The 17,197-nt window shown below is 55.2% G+C and carries 16 protein-coding genes and 1 pseudogene; 9 read left to right on the plus strand and 8 right to left on the minus strand.

Features of this window, described 5'->3' with window-relative positions; all coding sequences use genetic code 11:
* Positions 1-30: 30 nt before the first annotated feature.
* Positions 31-1,854: an NAD(P)/FAD-dependent oxidoreductase gene (locus PMI22_RS18085; RefSeq protein WP_007945071.1), complete on the minus strand. Its 1,824-nt coding sequence runs from the start codon at positions 1,852-1,854 to the stop codon at positions 31-33.
* Positions 1,855-2,099: 245 nt separating this feature from the next.
* On the opposite strand from PMI22_RS18085, the gene PMI22_RS18080 reads away from it, so the two are divergent.
* Entirely contained in the window at positions 2,100-3,995 is a 1,896-nt protein-coding gene (locus PMI22_RS18080) for a sigma-54-dependent Fis family transcriptional regulator (RefSeq protein WP_007945075.1), read from the plus strand.
* Between the two features lie 364 nt (positions 3,996-4,359).
* On the opposite strand, the pseudogene PMI22_RS0129355 reads toward PMI22_RS18080, so the two are convergent.
* Positions 4,360-5,225, minus strand: a pseudogene (locus PMI22_RS0129355) (patatin-like phospholipase family protein).
* Between the two features lie 79 nt (positions 5,226-5,304).
* Between PMI22_RS0129355 and PMI22_RS18075 the strand changes: the two are divergent.
* Positions 5,305-6,237: an NADPH:quinone oxidoreductase family protein gene (locus PMI22_RS18075; RefSeq protein WP_007945079.1), complete on the plus strand. Its 933-nt coding sequence runs from the start codon at positions 5,305-5,307 to the stop codon at positions 6,235-6,237.
* A 142-nt stretch (positions 6,238-6,379) separates the two neighbouring features.
* On the opposite strand, the gene PMI22_RS32450 is transcribed toward PMI22_RS18075, so the two are convergent.
* A complete protein-coding gene (locus PMI22_RS32450) occupies positions 6,380-6,589 on the minus strand; it encodes a DUF7693 family protein (protein ID WP_443200809.1) in 210 nt (69 codons plus the stop codon).
* Between PMI22_RS32450 and PMI22_RS32455 the strand changes: the two genes are divergently transcribed.
* Together PMI22_RS32455 and PMI22_RS31985 are read left to right on the plus strand one after the other, a co-directional pair.
* Positions 6,588-6,788 (plus strand): hypothetical protein, encoded by a 201-nt coding sequence (locus PMI22_RS32455; protein ID WP_007945080.1) that lies wholly within the window; start codon positions 6,588-6,590, stop codon positions 6,786-6,788. The genes PMI22_RS32450 and PMI22_RS32455 overlap by 2 nt on opposite strands.
* A 356-nt stretch (positions 6,789-7,144) precedes the next feature.
* A complete protein-coding gene (locus PMI22_RS31985) occupies positions 7,145-7,654 on the plus strand; it encodes a hypothetical protein (RefSeq protein WP_081502776.1) in 510 nt (169 codons plus the stop codon).
* A 62-nt stretch (positions 7,655-7,716) separates the two neighbouring features.
* Here PMI22_RS31985 and PMI22_RS18065 read toward each other — a convergent pair whose 3' ends face one another.
* Positions 7,717-8,403: a helix-turn-helix domain-containing protein gene (locus PMI22_RS18065; protein WP_007945082.1), complete on the minus strand. Its 687-nt coding sequence runs from the start codon at positions 8,401-8,403 to the stop codon at positions 7,717-7,719.
* A 507-nt stretch (positions 8,404-8,910) separates the two neighbouring features.
* Here PMI22_RS18065 and PMI22_RS30495 point away from each other — a divergent pair.
* The gene (locus PMI22_RS30495; protein WP_081502777.1) at positions 8,911-9,276 is read left to right on the plus strand and encodes a hypothetical protein; all 366 of its coding nucleotides are present in this window, start codon (positions 8,911-8,913) and stop codon (positions 9,274-9,276) included.
* A gap of 16 nt (positions 9,277-9,292) precedes the next feature.
* Here the strand turns inward: PMI22_RS30495 and PMI22_RS18060 are convergent, their stop codons facing one another.
* Positions 9,293-9,955, minus strand: a complete 663-nt coding sequence (locus PMI22_RS18060) for a histidine phosphatase family protein (protein WP_007945084.1) — start codon at positions 9,953-9,955, stop codon at positions 9,293-9,295.
* 32 nt (positions 9,956-9,987) lie between these two features.
* Positions 9,988-10,230 (minus strand): AbrB/MazE/SpoVT family DNA-binding domain-containing protein, encoded by a 243-nt coding sequence (locus PMI22_RS18055; RefSeq protein ID WP_007945085.1) that lies wholly within the window; start codon positions 10,228-10,230, stop codon positions 9,988-9,990.
* Between the two features lie 624 nt (positions 10,231-10,854).
* Between PMI22_RS18055 and PMI22_RS18050 the strand changes: the two genes are divergently transcribed.
* The 3 genes from PMI22_RS18050 (at position 10,855) to PMI22_RS18040 (ending at position 14,113) form a co-directional block, all read left to right on the plus strand.
* Complete coding sequence (locus PMI22_RS18050) at positions 10,855-11,811, plus strand: ABC transporter substrate-binding protein (RefSeq protein ID WP_033049155.1); 957 nt, start codon at positions 10,855-10,857, stop codon at positions 11,809-11,811.
* A 52-nt stretch (positions 11,812-11,863) separates the two neighbouring features.
* A complete protein-coding gene (locus tag PMI22_RS18045; protein ID WP_007945088.1) occupies positions 11,864-13,189 on the plus strand; it encodes an LLM class flavin-dependent oxidoreductase in 1,326 nt (441 codons plus the stop codon).
* Between the two features lie 642 nt (positions 13,190-13,831).
* A complete protein-coding gene (locus PMI22_RS18040) occupies positions 13,832-14,113 on the plus strand; it encodes a hypothetical protein (protein WP_007945089.1) in 282 nt (93 codons plus the stop codon).
* Between the two features lie 1,132 nt (positions 14,114-15,245).
* On the opposite strand, the gene PMI22_RS18035 is transcribed toward PMI22_RS18040, so the two are convergent.
* On the minus strand, positions 15,246-15,701 hold the full coding sequence (locus PMI22_RS18035) for a hypothetical protein (RefSeq protein ID WP_007945090.1): 456 nt from the start codon (positions 15,699-15,701) through the stop codon (positions 15,246-15,248).
* Between the two features lie 311 nt (positions 15,702-16,012).
* Positions 16,013-16,261, minus strand: a complete 249-nt coding sequence (locus tag PMI22_RS31990; protein ID WP_238543940.1) for a hypothetical protein — start codon at positions 16,259-16,261, stop codon at positions 16,013-16,015.
* On the opposite strand from PMI22_RS31990, the gene PMI22_RS18030 reads away from it, so the two are divergent.
* On the plus strand, positions 16,160-17,173 hold the full coding sequence (locus PMI22_RS18030; RefSeq protein ID WP_238543936.1) for an aromatic ring-hydroxylating oxygenase subunit alpha: 1,014 nt from the start codon (positions 16,160-16,162) through the stop codon (positions 17,171-17,173). The two genes, PMI22_RS31990 and PMI22_RS18030, sit on opposite strands and share 102 nt — an antisense overlap.
* Positions 17,174-17,197: the final 24 nt, after the last annotated feature.

The following is a 17,197-nucleotide window of genomic DNA, read 5'->3' on the forward strand; positions in this document are numbered from 1 at the left end:
CCCCCCAGCCACGGCTGGGCGCCATTTGACTCAGCCAGTGTGGTGACTCTCGGCAAGTGCGTAGACGGAGGTGTCGATGCCTTCGAAGCGCGCTTTCAACTGCAGCGCCAGATACAGCGAATAATGCCGTGACTGATGCAGGTTGCCACCGTGGAACCAGAGGTTTTCCTGCTGTGTTGGCTTCCACATGTTCCGCAGTTCGCCTTCGTACGGGCCAGGATCATTCGTGGTTCCAGAACCCAAGCCCCAGCAGCGGCCGACCTTGTCAGCTACTTCCTGGGAAATCAGCTTCGCCGCCCAACCATTCATTGAGCCATAGCCCGTGGCGTAGACGATCAGGTCTGCCGGTAGTCGGCTGCCATCGTTGAGTACGACGGCATCGGCTTCGATACGCTCAACGCCAAGGCCAGGTGCGCTCTTGAGCTTGATCGTGCCGTTAGCGATCAGTTCGGAGGCGCCGACGTCGATGTAGTAACCAGAACCACGGCGTACATACTTCATGAAAAGGCCAGACTCGTCGTCACCGAAATCGAGCATGAAGCCGGCCTTGGCCAAGCGCTCGTAAAAGTCCTTATCACGCTCCTTGATCGCGTCAAAGATGGGTTGATGAAAGCTTGGCATAACCTTGTAGGGGATCGAGGCGAACAGCATGTCTGCCTTGTCTGTGGTCAAACCCGTCTCCAGGGCGTCTTCAGAGTAGAGCCCACCGAAGACGAGATCCATTAAACTGTCGGAACGCACGATGTGGGTGCTGGAGCGTTGCACCATGGTCACCTCGGCGCCGTTCTCCACCAAGTCGGCACAGATATCGTGAGCCGAATTGTTCGCACCGATGACCACCGCGCGCTTGCCGCTCCAGGCGTCTCCGCCGGGATGGCGGCTGGAATGGTGCTGCTGACCATTGAAAACCTCGGCACCCGGATAACTAGGAACATTGGGTACGCCAGACATGCCGGTGGCAAGGATCAACTGGGTAGGCTGTAAAGTCACACGCTCGCCATCGCGCTGTACTTCAACCTTCCAAGTGCCACTTTGCTCGTCAAAGCTGGCGCTCACGCATTCTGTACGCGGCCAATAATTGAGTTCCATGACTTTGGTGTACATTTCTAGCCAGTCGCCAATCTGGTCTTTTGGGGTGAAGACTGGCCAGTGATCGGGGAAGGGTAGGTAAGGCATATGGTCGTACCAGACAGGGTCGTGCAGGCACAGCGACTTGTAGCGACCGCGCCACTGATCGCCAGGACGCTCAGCCTTGTCGACGATCAGGGTTGGCACGCCCATTCGCTTGAGCCGCGCAGCGAGCCCCAGCCCACCCTGGCCGCCGCCCACGATCAGGCAGTAAGGTTGGGTGGTAATGCCTAGCGAAGCTTCTTCGTCACGACGGCGTTCCAGCCAGTTGCGTTTATCGGCATGGGCGTGGCCATGATTGGCACCCATTGGACGACGCCGGCCCTTGGGTTCTTCAAAGCCTTTGAGCTCGCGCATGGTCGTCAGCAGCGTCCAGCACAGGCCTTCCTTCAGACGCACGTAGCCTTTACCTCGCGACGCACCGGTTTCCAGACTGATCCAACCTTCGAGTACACCGTTACTCAGCGTCGCCTCACCTTCCAGTTTCCATCGCTCAGGACGAGTATGGTCGAGGCGTGTTTCGAGCATGTCTCGGATGGCAGGCTTGCCTTCCAAGGTCACTATGTTCCAGCTGAAAAGTAGCAGGTCACGCCAGTGACACTCTTCGGTAAACAATTCCAGCGCACCGTCCAAATCACGCTGGACGAGACACTCGTTGAGGTTTTCGACCCAGGCCGCGAGCTGAGCAGTTGGCGTTTGCAGAGGTGTTTCGATAGCGATGTTCATGGAACCTCTCCCGATCTTGTTGTTTTTGTAACAATTTGCCTTAGAGCAAGGCCCGGGCCATCTTCATGAAAGCCCCGTTGCAGAGCGGCTGCCGCAGTACTGCTCAGGCTTTGACTCGGATCTATGTCACGATTCTGAGAATGGCGGATGACAGAGTGTCACGCGGCGCAAAGAGCGCTCGTTGCAGTCTTTTCATATAAGCTGCGAACAGACCCGTGTCCTGACCGTAGCGGAGAACAAGAATAATGAAGCCGGCCTTGATCAACGCCCATGCACAACAAGTGCTGCAAGCCGTGCAGGGCACTATTGCCAGCCACAGCCCTACTGCTGACCTGGCCATCACACGATCCTGGCGCCGGTGCCTGGATCAGTATCAGCTCGATCCCGCCAGCCGCCGCGCGCCTAATGTGGTTGAACAACCACGCTTGCAGGATCACCGCGCGCCACTGGAACACATCATTGCCGTGGCGCACTGGCAGATGAGCAGTTTGCACCAACAGCTCGGGCGTGACGGCCACGTGGTGCTTCTCACCGATGCTCGCGGTGTGGCGATCGACAGTGTGTTTAACGAATCCGAGCGAGCCGAGTTCCAGCGTTCCGGGCTGTGGCTAGGCTCGGTATGGAGCGAGGATTACGAGGGCACCAATGGTGTCGGCACGTGCTTGGTCGAGCGCCAGCACGTAACCATCCGTCGTGATGAGCATTTCCGTGGCAAGCACGTCGGCTTGACCTGTTCAGCGAGCCCGATATTTGATGCGAGCGGAGAGTTGCTTGCCGTGCTCAACTTCTCTTCTATGCGAGAGGAACAGAGTCTTCAGCAAAACTTCCAGGCCATGGCGCTGACCAACCTGTCAGCCAAGTTGATCGAGAGTTGTTTTTTCCTGGGGCATGATCCGCAGCGATACTTACTGCGCTTCCACCCTGAGGCTGGCTTCGTTGGGCTGCTGGGTGAAGGTCTGCTCAGTTTCGACGAGAGTGCCCGTATCTGTTCAGTCAATGATGCTGCGCTGGATCTGCTGGGCCTGAGCCGTGACCAGGTGGTTGGGCAATCTCTGACGATGCTGCTGGAAACACCTATCGATCAGGTGATGAGTCAGGCCAGTTCTCAGCCGAGTGTCTGTTGGCCAATGCGGCTGGTGGACGGGCGTCTGCTCTACGGACAGTTGCGAGAACCCTTACGCCAGGTGCCTTTAGTCACTCCTACAATCCCCAAAATTAACGACGTGCACGTGTGTCTGGAAGACCCGCGCCTTCAACGCGGCTTTGCTCGCGCATTGCGTGTTTTGGAGCGTGACGTTCCGGTGTTTTTACAGGGCGAAACCGGTACCGGCAAAGAAGCTTTTGCAGCAGCGCTGCATCGCGCCAGCTCCAGAGCGAGCCAGCCATTTGTGGCGATCAATTGCGCGGCTATTCCAGAAACGCTGATCGAGAGCGAGCTGTTCGGTTATCGCGGCGGCAGCTTCACCGGCGCACGCAAGGACGGGATGATCGGTAAGCTGGAGCAGGCCCATGGCGGCATTCTATTTCTCGATGAGATCGCCGATATGCCACTGGCGTTACAGACTCGCCTGCTGCGTGTGCTGGAGGAACGTCAGGTGGTGCCGCTAGGCGGCGCGACGGCACGTCCGCTCGACGTACGCCTCATCAGTGCCAGCCACCAGGATCTGCACGCCTGTGTAGCCGAAGGGCGTTTTCGCGAGGATCTGTTTTATCGCATTGCCGGGTTCGCCGTGCAGCTCCCGCCGCTGCGCGAACGATCAGACAAGGGCAGTTTGCTCGACCTTCTGCTACGCGAAGAGACAAAAGGTACAAGGATTCGGCTGGAGGCGGGCGTCAGAGAGCGCTTGCTGACGCAGCCTTGGCCGGGCAACGTCCGGCAGCTGCGTACGTGTCTGCGCACACTGGTAGCGTTGGCGTTGGAGGGGCGTGTCACTCTGGACGACTTGGCGGAGTTGCTGCCAGCAGCGCCAGCGACAGCCGCGCTGGTCGAAAATCCGCTTGGCGTATCCGAACGGCAGACGCTGCTAACGTTGATTGAGGCGGAACACTGGCATATCGCCCATGTTGCCGCCCGCCTGGGGATCAGCCGCAATACGCTCTATCGCAAACTGCGTCATCACGGAATTTCACGACCCAGGTGAATGCAGAATGATATCGTCGCGTTTCCTGCCTCTGCGGACTTGGATTGAGGCGATAGAGGTCGGGCAGGAGAGGGCGCTAATGCTAGAAGCAACCATGTGTTCGTGTACGACACGATGCCAGCTCCGTATGACACATATGTGGCCTTCATATGGGATTTAGCGAAGGCAATCTTGTCTCGCTGGTAGCTGATAAAGCGCCCCGCCAGTTTCCTAAAGTCGCTACTTCGGGCCAACTGGGCCCGGCTAAGCTTTAGGTGTTCCTGATGGAGGTACCGATGACGTCCTTCTGGACGGACATCAGTGGTACGGCCTGCCCATCCGAAGTGCCCCTGGCGATTAAGCGCCGCACGCATTGAGCCATCACTCAATGCTCATGGGCATGTGAATGGATGGTCAGGGTTCCGGGTACCTTGGTGCGTTCGAGCCCCCCACGCTCCAGCCACCGGAGGGTCTGCGTATAGGCGCGCTGCAGCAAAGACTCGGTCTGGTCAAAGTTGAACACCGAGACTTCCACAGGGCACAAGTGCGGGACGATGTGCAGACTGATGAGATTGCGGAAGTGTTCGATGTCACTTACCAACTGGCGCATGCTCATCAGGTTGACGGTATGTAGGGCTAGGCGATCAAGCCTCGGGGCGGTTGTGGTAGGGCGCAACTCACTCCTGTAGGAACCACCACTACGTTGGTGGCGCCGAGGGCTACGGCAGTTGAAATAGGTGTATTGCTTGCCACGCTACCGTCAATCAGGAATTGATCGGCAATTTTTACGCAGGGGAACACCAACGGGATGGCCGCGCTGGCCAGCAATGCCTGTCGGAGTTCGCCACTGGACGGAACGGTCTTGGCACCGCTCAGCAGGTCGGTGGTGACGATGTGCAGGGGTAACGTCGCATCCTCAATGCGGTGGATAGGTAGAGCTTGTCCTAGCAGTCTGTTCAAAGCCGCCGGCTGCAACAGAAACCCACGTCCTTTGATCAGTCCTCTACAGGTATCGAGCCAGGACAATGGAAAGATGTCCGTTTTACGCAGACCACACCAAAAACTGGCTAGCGCCTCGACACCTTCCAAATCGGGCCTTGCGGCAAAGTAGGCACCATTGATGGCGCCCACCGAAGCACCCACCACCACGTCGAATCGAACATTAGCCTCGACCAAGGCTCGCAACATGCCTACCTGGACAGCACCCAAGCTGCCACCGCCAGCGAATACGATTGCGGTCTTGGTCGCCATGCGCGAAGTCTCGGTGCAGAAATGTATCGAATCAGTGTAGCTGGCGGGTCGGCGTTACTTCCGGATGTCAAACTGCAAGATGGTGGAAGTGCCTGATCCGACCCCCGGCGTTTGTGAGGTTTTAATCCAAATAGCTGCATGCGGAGTAGGATATGTAGACGCACTGGAGTCTCTCGGGCGCTACCAAGTTAAGCCGTTATTACCACACGTCCCCGGCCAAGAAATCAGCGGCAAGATTGCAGCTATTGGTGATGGTGTGGTTGGCCTTGCAGTGGGTGATCGAGTAATCACCCAAATACATGGCGGATTTGCGGAGAAAACCGTGGTAGTGGATACCGCCGTTGTCAAAATACCAGATGGGATGGAATACGCTCAAGCTGCGGGATTCAAAGTTAATTATGTCACGGCATTGCACGCATTGCGCGATCGAGGAAACTTGCAACCGGGTGAAACACTTCTCGTTATTGGAGCCGCAGGTGGGGTAGGTTCAGCCGCAATCCAAGTTGGAAAATGTCTTGGAGCGAAGGTCATAGCAGTAGCGTCATCGCCTGAAAAGCGTGCATTCGCGCAGCAGCTGGGAGCAGATCAAGTACTCGATTCAGGTGCTGTAGACTTTCGTGAATTGGTGAAAGAACTGTGTGGGCAAAAGGGGCCAAACGTGGCGTTTGACCCAGTCTGCGGCCCCCTATTTGAGCCGGCTTTTCGATCACTCACTTGGGGGGGCAGACACCTAGTGGTAGGGTTCACCGGCGGGCCAATCCCTTCACTGCGTGCAAATTTACCGCTGCTAAAGGGGGCCTCCCTTGTCGGCGTGGATGTCCGCCAATTTACTCTCTACGAAGTGGAAAAAGCTGAAGGACATCTGCAGGAACTCTTGAGCTGGGTTGCAGAAGGCCGCCTTTCCCCGCCTATTGGTAAGCAATTTGAATTTGACGAGTTTATCCCAGCGCTTGAGTACGCGTTAACGGGAAAAGGTCTTGGTAAAACTGTCATCAAAATTAATGATGTCTGATGTGGATGGCACTTACTTAATATATTCAAGGGTTCTCCGAACAAGGCTGCAGACGTGCTGAAATGCGCCTGACTACTTGATCCGAGCCGCGATGGGCCAGATGAGTTCCAGATGCTCACACCATGGATAAGATCAGTTTTCATCACACCGCAGTTATTGGTGCAGAGTTTCTACGCCCTCCGTCGTACTGCCAGACTTCGAGTGTCCCGACTCTACCATCAGGCGACCTGCAGTACTCGCAGTAGTCCAGGGTGTCACAGTCGTTGAAGAGTGTGAGCTGCCATCCATCAATCTCAACGGGCATGAGGCCGTGGTAGATCTCATTCCATGACTGGATGGAGCTTCGCTTCATGATGCGTTTACCGGCATCGATCCAAGAGGGGGGAAAGATGTCAGTTTTACAAAGCCGGCGCCAGAATCCGGCGAGCGCTTCGACGCCATCGGAATCGGGCCTTGCGGCAAAGGGCTACGTTGATAGCGTCTACCGAAGCGCCAACCACCATGTCGGATTGAACATTGGCCTCGACCAAGGCCCGCAACCACAAGGTTGATTGAGGAGGAGGTCTGAATTTCAGTAAAAACTGATAGCGTCTGGTGGATGAATTTTAGGAATAACAGAGTGGCTTTAAATAACTTAACTTCGTTTAGATCAATTATTTCTTTCGGTTATTTATAAAGATTTTGTACGAATATCCATGACGATGATTTTTATGTGATGGCATTTTATTTGACTGCTATAGCATCTATTCTGCTGCTTTAGCGTTTAGCAGTGCAATGATCGGTGCGCAATTGCGGTTATGGCATTGGTTTTCGCTGTTTGATGGACACCTTGTACCAAGTACTTCAGCCCTTAGAATCAGGCCCCATCAGCCTCATCCAATTCTTCAATCCTTCAGGGAATCAAACGATGATGAACCCCATGCAATCGCAAATGCCAATGAGCTCCAACATGCCGATGATGTCGATGATGGGCATGCCGATGATGATGGCGACCATGACCTGCGACATGATGGATGACGGCATGATGTGCAAAATGATGCCGGCCGCTGGCATGGACATGGCCATGTTCAAGAACAGCGCTGAAATGATGCAGATGATGATGAACTGCGGCATGCCGATGATGATGCATTGCGGCAACATGAGCATGATGTGCATGTCCCAGGCTGCCATGGCCATGCCGATGATGAACATGATGATGCCAATGCCGATGATGGGCATGCCGATGCCATCGATGAAGTGCGTGATGGAATGCACCATGATGGCGGACTGCATGATGTGCAAAATCATGCCGATGGCCGGCATGAACATGGACATGATGAAAAACTGCTGCGCCTTGATGATGAAGATGATGAACGACTGCAGCATGCCGATGATGATGAGCTGCAACAACATGCCGTTGATGTGCTGCACCTGCTGATCCATCGACATTAAAAAAGCCCGGCAAAGGGTTAATCCTGCCGGGCTTTTTAATGCCTGTTTTCAGTCCAGGCGTTCCGGATACGTCACCACCAGATACGCTACGGCTTCGCTGTTAGCCGGATTGCGATAGCGGTGGGGCTGGTCGGCATAGAACAGGATCGAGTCGCCGGTGGAAAGCAGGTAGCGTTCATCGTTGACGCTGATTTCCAGCACACCTTGAGACACCACCAGGTTCTCCTGCACACCGGGGCCATGGCCTTCGCTGACGTCCTCACTCAGCGGGCTCAAGCGCAATTCGTAAAACTCCGATTGCCGGGCCATGTCGAACGGAAACAACGCCCGACTGACAAAATCGCCGCTGGCACTGACTAGGCGTTTGCTTTTGCTTGCCGACAGCACCGCCACTCCTTCAAGGGCCCGATGCTCAAGAAACGCGGCCACCGATACCTTCAAGCCTTTGGCTATTTTGCACAGCACCTTGATGGAGGGCACACTGCGTCCAGATTCGATTTGCGCCAACATCGCCCGGCTCACGCCGCACTGGCGGGCCAGCGCATCCAGGGACAGATGCCGCTTGCCGCGCAAGCGTTGCAGGTTTTGTGCAACCCGCCCACATATCGGATCTTCATCGAGTGAGTCCAGGTTATTGAAATCCACTTCGGGTTCGTCGGCGCTCGCCAGAAACCGCGAGGGTTGCTGCACGCTCACGCGTGACGCGTCTCGGAAGCGTTGGTCGCTTGCATCCATGGGTATGCCTGTAAACTGGCGTTGTGAGCATACATTTCCCACATGGCACGCGCCCGCTGCTGAGCCTGTTTACGTTTGCGGTAACTGACGAAATCGATAAGGTTGGCAGGCGTATTCATAAGGCTCTTCACTGTCGAGATAAATGACGGTATGAGGCGAGACTACCTGAGTACGTTTATAACAATAAATACTATTTATTTATGTGCTAATTCTTTTTTGTTATTTTCGAGAGGGTTGATCGCGGGGTTTGCAGGTGGTGTCTTCACTACGCGGTAGAGCCTGACGTTGATTGTTGTTGTCGCTCATTCGGGCAAAGCCCGGCTTGGCGTAGCGCACGTGCAGGATGGCAACCTTGCGACTGTTACCATGCGTAAAATCGCGCTACACCAAGCTTTCTGGCACGCTGCCGGAATGTGATATCTGACGAAGTTTGAGCGCTGCTTGACTGAAACCGAGGCCTAATGGAAAGCTGGTATGGAACATCTCGACTAAAGGACGCGACATTATATGGAAATCCACTTTTCTCAAATCAGCGAGCGTTTGAACAATCGTCGATTTACGGTAGCTAATAACGCCCATGGGCTATCTGGTGCAGGCACAGTATTTCATTACCATGTCGAGGAAAATGCCATTTCGAGTACTTACCAAGGTGGCCGGATTCGCATGGGCAATCAAGTCGGACGCGCGACAGGCCCCAATACCATTGAGCTCCTTTTTCACTGTTTAACTTTGGATGGTGAGATCCTTGCCGGCTGGTCTCGTGGCACGGTCGGCGTTGATCACGCAGGACGCACCACTCTGAGCTTCGTTTGGGGTTGGTTGTCGGGGGCAACTGGGGGAGGGGAGTCTAGATACATCGAGCTTGCCGCGTAGCGTTTAGTCGAGAACGTTATCTTGTGCAGAAATCGTCGATAAATTTCTCTTGGCCAGATGAGTCGATTTGGTATTCAACTGTCCATCTACCGTCGTCAAACACAAGATGGTAACCCCAGCAGTTTCTAAGCGGTTCCCGAACATCGATGGCCCGAAACTCGCGCATCAGATCGTGTGAGCCAGCATGGTCTCCATGCTTGATCCGCCAAGCAGCAGCCCTGATGAATTGTCCATGACTGAAGACTAGGATGTCCTTCGCATCGTGATCCACAAGCTTGGCCAGCATCGCATCTACGCGCCCGAGCAGACTATCGAACGACTCAGCGCCTGGCCCATCAATCATCGCCGCGTCACCGTTCTCCCAGTAGCTTTGTGCGTGTGGCTGTCGGTCAGTCTGAGTAGTGCCAGCAAAGCGGTTTGGGCTCAAATACGTAAATTCTTCGACGGGCCACAGTTCGAATGGAACGTGGGGGAAGTGCGCTGCTGTTGGTAGTGCCGTTGCGATGGCGCGTTCGAAGGGGGAGGAGATGATCAGGTCGGGTGCGGACTTGAAGGATTCAGCAAGCGTCCGAGCTTGAAGCTGGCCTTTTTCGGTCAACGGTATTGAGTCCGGCGCTGTAGTGGCAAGGCCCGCGTTCGCGGCGCTCTCAGCGTGGCGTATCAACCTTGCGATTTTCATCGCAGACCTTCTGTTTGATTTGGCTAAACACCTCACTTGTCCTTGGCGGTGCCGCGCTGTTCGTCATTCCAAAATTCAGTGAGCTCATCTATTCGATCCGCGATTTGAGGCGTCGTTGATAAGACTAGGCAGCGCGTGCTGCCGACAAATTCTTCTATCAGGTACACCGCGTCGCCGACATCCAGTTCGAGCTCCTGCAAAGCTTCATCGGGAATTCGGATTGCACCGTCGCCATCCCATTCTTCGATGATGATTTTCGTAGGTGGCTTTTTCACGTGTGGTCTCCGTTGCTTTTGAATCGGCAATGATAACGTGCTTTGGCGCACAGGCTCAGAGCGCGGTGAGCAATCGTTCCAGCTGCTCACGCTCCCACCCTTTTGTTTTCGGAAAACTCTGTACGGTGGTGAATTTGGCAACCCGTCTGGTGGATCCAGTCTAGCGAACCTATGTCGCGGATCATTTCTAGAGCACGTCGACGCAATGCCGCCAGAAAATTTCCCGAATGTTCACTTTCTTCGCCCTATCTCGAAATTTTGTTTCCCTCTGGACTGCACCAAGTAACGATCTGTTGGAAATCTGCCGTTCCGGCGTCAGTCGTTACCGCTTCGTCCTGCATGACGTTGGGATGGGTCTTCCATAACTGAGCGACTTTCCAGGACGTTGGTTGTCGATGGTTCATGCAATTACTGCATTATTATTGAATTACGTTATGCGCAATAAGTATTTAGCGCGAAGAGGTTAGGGCCTTATCGTATAAAGCAGGCTGCATTCGAATCTATTCGCTATAAAGCTTCGGCATGTCTATAGAGCCATTATCGGCTCGTCCATTCCTACGAATAGTGCCGAGACCGCGCGTGCGGATCGACCTGAACTGCCTGAGAAGGCATCTGGAGACGAACGTGCGTTATCTGACGAAATTGGCGGCCGGGATGGCCACTGCATTGCTGTGCCTTGCTGCGAACGCGCAATCGCTGGTGGTAGGTGACCAAAGTTACAACGCCCAAGCCGTGATGGAGGCGGCGGGGGTACTTGATGATTTGCCTTATACCCTTGAGTGGAAGCAATTCACTGCCGGGTCGCCTGTCGCCGAGGCGCTCAACGTCGGCAGTCTTGACGTCGGGTTGCTCGGTGATGCGCCAGTGCTGTTCCTCGGCGCATTGGGCGCACCGATCAAGGTTATTGCAGTAGGCCGGCAAAATCTCGGTGGTGTGGCAATTCTTGTAAGCAAGGATTCGCCGATCCACAGTCTTGCGGATCTGAAGGGCAAGCGCGCGGCCATTTGGAAAGGCTCCTGGAGTCAGCAGCTACTGCTGACTGCGCTGGATAAAGCAGGTGTCCCACGAGACTCGCTGGATTTGCGCTATCTCAGCGCGCTGGATGCCTCCCACGCGCTGGACGGTGGGTCAGTTGATGTCATCGCTACTTGGGAGCCCTACGTCACGCAGCAGGAACGGCAGGGTGCGCGGATTCTGGCCACTGCTGATGGATTGATCCCGGCGCAGAGCTTCATCGCCGCCAACGCCAATTCAGTCGACGCCAAGCGCGCACAAATCAGTGATTTTCTCCAGCGTCTGAAGAAAGCCCGTGATTGGGCTCTACAAAATCCAGCCAATACAGAGGCTTATGCTGATGCATGGGCCAAACGCACTCGGGCTGACGCTGAAATCGCGCGTGTCTGGTTTGCCCGAGCGCGCACGACCGTCGAGCCACTTAACCCGCAGGTACCTGCGGAGGCGCAGAAGACCGTGGACTTTTTCGCAAGCCTGGGTTTGGTCAAGTCCTACCCTGCAGCCAACCTGTTCGACAATTCATTCGCTGCGTCCTTGCAGCCAGCCTTATCCAAAGCTCAGCCCTGAACGCTTCAGCCCGCATTGATGACTCCCCTGATCCATAAGGCATATTTTTGAAATGACAAAAAGACAGATCAAACTGGGCGCTCTGACGATGGGTTGTGGTGGGCCAGGTCGCCACAACCTGTGGCTTGATCCCGAATTGCCAGCCGATGCCAGCGTTAATGTCGACTGGTACATCGAGATTGCGCGGCAGGCCGAGGCGGCACTCTTCGACTTGATGTTTATCGTCGACAGCCAGTTCATCACACCTGGGTCGCCATCCCACTACCTAAATCGTCTGGAGCCGCTGACGCTGCTATCAGCGATTGCCGTGAGCACTCGACATATAGGTTTGGTCGGTACGCTGACGACTTCTTACAACTCTCCCTATAACGTAGCGCGGCGCCTGGCATCACTCGACCTGATCAGCAAAGGCCGTGCGGGCTGGAACGTCGTCACCAGCGGAGATGCCGGCACCGCTGGCAATTACAGTCGCGACGAGCATTACGATTACGACACCCGCTACGGTCGGGCGGCCGAACACGTCCAGGTTGTCCAGGGACTGTGGAACTCTTATGAGGAGGATGCGTTCGTGCGCGACAGGGTCACGGGCCAGTTTCTCGACCCAAGCAAACTGCACAGTCTGAATCACAAGGGCGAACACTTCTCTGTGGTCGGCCCGCTGAACATTCAACGCTCACATCAAGGCCAGCCGGTGATCTTCCAGGCCGGCGATTCGGAACAGGGCCGCGATCTGGGCGCCGCCACTGCAGATGTGGTCTTCACCCATGCCGCTAGCATCGAGCAAGGCCAAGCTTTTTACCGCGATATCAAGGGCAGGGCGGTACGGCTTGGCCGCGATCCTGAGCAATTACTGGTAATGCCCGGTGCCGAAATCTATGTGGGTGACACCGATGGGCATGCTCGTGAAATCGAGCAGCACTACCATCAGACCGATCATAGCTTTGAGCTCGCGCTGAAGGAGTTTGGTCGCAACTTCGGCTGGCATGACTTCAGCCAATATGACCTCGATGCTCCGTTCCCTCAGGGGAGCTTGGAGTCCGCGCGCAGCAGCTTTTTCACCGCTGCCAAACGTATCGCTGATCAGGCACGTGAGAAAAGTTTCACGCTGCGCCAGGCCGTAGAGTTCGGTCGACAGCTGCGCCCGGGTGCCTTCGTCGGAGCGGCTGATACTGTCGCGCAGAAGATGACAGATTGGTTCGAAGCTCGAGCGGTGGATGGTTTCAACATATACATCGGGCACCCGGAGCAGTTCAACCGCTTTACCAACGAGGTCATACCACTGTTGCAAGAGCGCGGTGTGTACCGCAGTGCGTATGAAGGTACAACCTTGCGTGAAAGCCTGGGTTTGGAGAGTCCTCAATTAAGGCGGAAAAGGTAGTCGCACATCTAGTGCCAACTGACGAGCTATGGACGGTGTACCGCGAATAGCGGTATAGCTCAGAGAGAAAAACGAATGGCGCTGCCCACCACACAACTGTGATGATGCAGTGCCGTTGAAAGGAGACATCGCTTCTTCGGGCTTGGGCCCGGCTCACGCAGTCAAGCAAGAATCTCTTTCACGATAGAAGCAATATTTCTAGCGTCGTCTAGCCCTCGTCGAAAGGACTCTTTAGGTACTGTGCGGTGCAGCATCACACATTCCAAACTGCTTCGTGTTGGTGCTGACGCCGAATTGACCCAGTGGCCGAGATGTCACTGACCCAGTCTTATTCCTTGCGAACCATTGCCTATGCTGGATTTCTGCCTACTTGGGATGGGGACGTCTTGCGTCGGCACGTGGGTCAATTCGGCGTCAGCGTCTACAAACGACCAATTGCAATGCATTTGTGATCATGATCGGGCGTGCAGAAAGCGTACATCTCAGGAGAAAAATAGCCCGCGTACCTGATTGAAACTAATTCGTCGAAAAGCTTCGGTTGAGACCTGAGTCATCAGTGAATAAAGCCGGCTGTCGACCACAGTCACTCTTTTTCCCCTGTAGTCCAAACTCTATGTGCGACTCTAACGGAGGCGTACGACAATGAGCACCACCATACAGAGCGTGATGACCGTAGCGCTGCTATCCGCAGCCTGCCTGACAGCGCTTGCAGACCCACCTAAAAAGCAAAATCGGATCAGCACCGTGGGCGAACCTACTGCCTTACAGGCCTCGCCAATCTCGGCTCCAGCAGCTGAAGACAACAATGCTGCCGATGGCGCACCTGGATACATCAAGACAGTTGGAAGAACTTCTTCAAACTCGATGCATCCTAACGCTCCTGCAACCGTAACAGCCGTGCAATTTACCGACCAGGAGATGTAAAGATGCTACGGCAAACTGGAGATGAATAGCCACATGCTCCTTGGGGCAAGTGAGATCACCGCATGAGTGCTCGAAGCCCGCAGCCATCAATAGCCGTTGCTGGAATGACAATCATCCAGCATGGAACCCAAAATCCGGCCTTTGCGGACTTCGATTTCACGTTATTAGCAACCCTGCGACAGCATGGCCGTACACGCAACTATGAGGAGCTCTCAGCCGATCATGGTTACAAAGCGTGTTGGTCAAAACCGCTGCAATCGGTGATCAGATCGAATGCAAATGCCTGGTCAAGTGCAATTCAAACGAGCGGTCAGTACCGATGCGTCAGGTGGTCAAGTGGAGTGCAATTTCGCAGGTGACAACGCCGGAGGCTTGCGCTCGATCTTATCGGTCGACTGGAGAGGGGGGCTTGTGTGAGATTCATAAGGCGTTTTGTCGGGCTGAGGGAGCTAACGCTATCTAGCAATCGCTTCTTCGGGCTTTAGCCCGGCTCGAGGTAACGTCTTCACGTGTATGTCCAGGTACACCTGGCTTTTCCGGTCGCCAATTATCAAAACTACCCGATCACTCAGGCGAGTGTCGCTCAGCTTCGGCGCTACGCCTCATTTCTTCTATCGCATTCTTCTTGGGCTTCACTGCGGCTCATATAGCAATCTGGAAGTCTTTGGTCATGCTGCCTGTCCAGGATGAGATATCCGCGAGCAACGCGACTCGCTGGATTTGCGCTACTGCTGTCTTGGCCGTACTGCATTGGTCTTGCGTTTACCACTACGAATCGAACGGACATTTTGTCTCTCTACTTCCCCATATGAACGACCTATAGATTTAGCGGGGGCACGCCAATTTTTCAAGTCTTGGGAAATGGGCTGAAGCAAGACTGACCCATCTCTAAAATTGCACATATCCCGCATATGCAATGGTTCGAGAGGAACAGACTGGGTCAGTGATATCTCGGCAACTGGCTCAGTTCGGCTTCGACGCGAACATAGATGAGCCGCAACCGCATGGGTATCGCTCCGTTCAACCCATCCTACGAGCTGCGACGCTGCGGGGCTTCGCGGGCGCAGTGGCTGGTCGGTGGGTACTGGAGTAGCGAAGGCGGCAGTCCCACACGTAGTGGGAATGATCAACCTCAATCAAACTGCTTTGATGCGTTGGCGAGGCGCTGGTACTTACGCAGCTGCCGGTTAGCGCTGCGGATATCCAGAAACAATATCTCCCCGCTGCGCCAGAGCAGCATCCACGCGGTGACGGTAACAACTCCCACGGGGATGGTGCCTTCAATGCCCAGAGCCGTGCCTGCCAGCACCAAGGCTAGTGCCAAGCCCAGGAGTGTCAGCGCTACCAGCCGCTGGGTGCGAATATCCCCTCTGAGTTGTTCGCTCTTTTCCGCAAAGGTATTGCTGATGGCTTGCTGCAGGCGTTCTCGCTCATCTTCCGGGCAGCGAATCTGCAGGCACAACTCGGGGTGGTACCAGGCGCTATCCGACAGGTAGTCCACCAGTTCGGGGCTTAACTTGGGGTTGTCCGGCGAGGCAAACGGATTGAGGTAATCGTGGGTGATCGTCAGGTCGATTTTTTTAGTCATAACGAACCTTTACCTGGTTGAGTTGTGGGCGGAGGCTTTAGTGTTCGAGGTAAAGCTAGTCGCAAGACAGCTGCTCTGCTTGATCGGCAGTCGGACGCGTTGTTGTCGGAGCGGATTTATCCGCGATGCGTTGGCTGAATGTGCGCCGCGACCCGCCTTTCAAATGCACAATGCGGCCTCACCAGTGACCAGCAGGAGAGTGCCCTGTGGGCGATTTACGTCGAATCGGATTTGGATGCCACGGCAGGATCGGGATGGAAGCGCCTTCGCATATATAAGGTGCTCGAAAGGTTGAATATTGATGAATTGGCTTAATGGATCCATCGATCGTTATTTATCACATAAACCTTGACTAAAATCGGCGAAATCAGCTCAAATGGATCCATAAGAACAATCCCGCTCCGGAGATTCTCATGTATCCGAAAAACACCTGGTATGTCGCCTGCACCCCCGACGAGATCGCAAGCAAGCCCCTTGGGCGGCAAATATGCGGTGAGAAAATCGTTTTCTATCGAGGCCATGAAGGGCGCGTTGCCGCCGTCGAGAATTTTTGCCCACATCGAGGCGCGCCCCTTTCGCTTGGGTATGTCGAGAATGGCAACTTGGTCTGTGGGTACCACGGCTTGGTGATGGGCTGTGATGGCAAAACCGTCGAAATGCCAGGTCAGCGCGTCCGGGGCTTTCCGTGCAACAAGACCTACGCGGTTGAAGAGCGTTACGGTTTTATCTGGGTCTGGCCTGGGGAGCAGGGCAAGGCTGACCCAGACCTGATTCACCATCTGGAATGGGCTGTTAGCGATGAGTGGGCCTATGGCGGTGGGCTGTTCCATATCAACTGCGACTATCGACTGATGATCGATAACCTGATGGATCTCACCCACGAAACCTACGTGCACGCCTCCAGCATTGGCCAGAAAGAGATCGATGAAGCGCCGCCGGTCACAACCGTTCAGGGTGACGAAGTGGTCACCGCACGGCACATGGAAAACATCATGGCACCACCGTTCTGGCGCATGGCCCTGCGTGGCAACAACCTGGCCGACGACGTGCCGGTAGACCGTTGGCAGATCTGCCGCTTCAGTCCGCCCAGTCACGTCTTGATTGAGGTGGGCGTGGCTCACGCTGGCAAGGGCGGTTACAACGCTGAGCCGCAACACAAGGCCGCGAGCATAGTGGTCGATTTCATAACACCGGAAACCGAGACCTCGATCTGGTACTTCTGGGGTATGGCACGCAACTTTAATCCGCACGACGAAGCCCTGACCGACACCATCCGCGAGGGCCAGGGGAAGATTTTCAGCGAAGACCTGGACATGCTCGAACAGCAGCAGGAAAACCTGCTGGCCAATCCTGAGCGTAACTTGCTCAAGCTCAATATTGATGCCGGTGGTGTGCAGTCCAGGCGCGTGTTGGAACGCATCATCGCGCGAGAGCAAGCGCCGACTGCAGAGCTGATTGCCACGGCCAAATAGCGAAGGGCTGCGTCCTGGAGCGAT

Source organism: Pseudomonas sp. GM21 (genome assembly GCF_000282215.1).
Lineage (GTDB): Bacteria > Pseudomonadota > Gammaproteobacteria > Pseudomonadales > Pseudomonadaceae > Aquipseudomonas.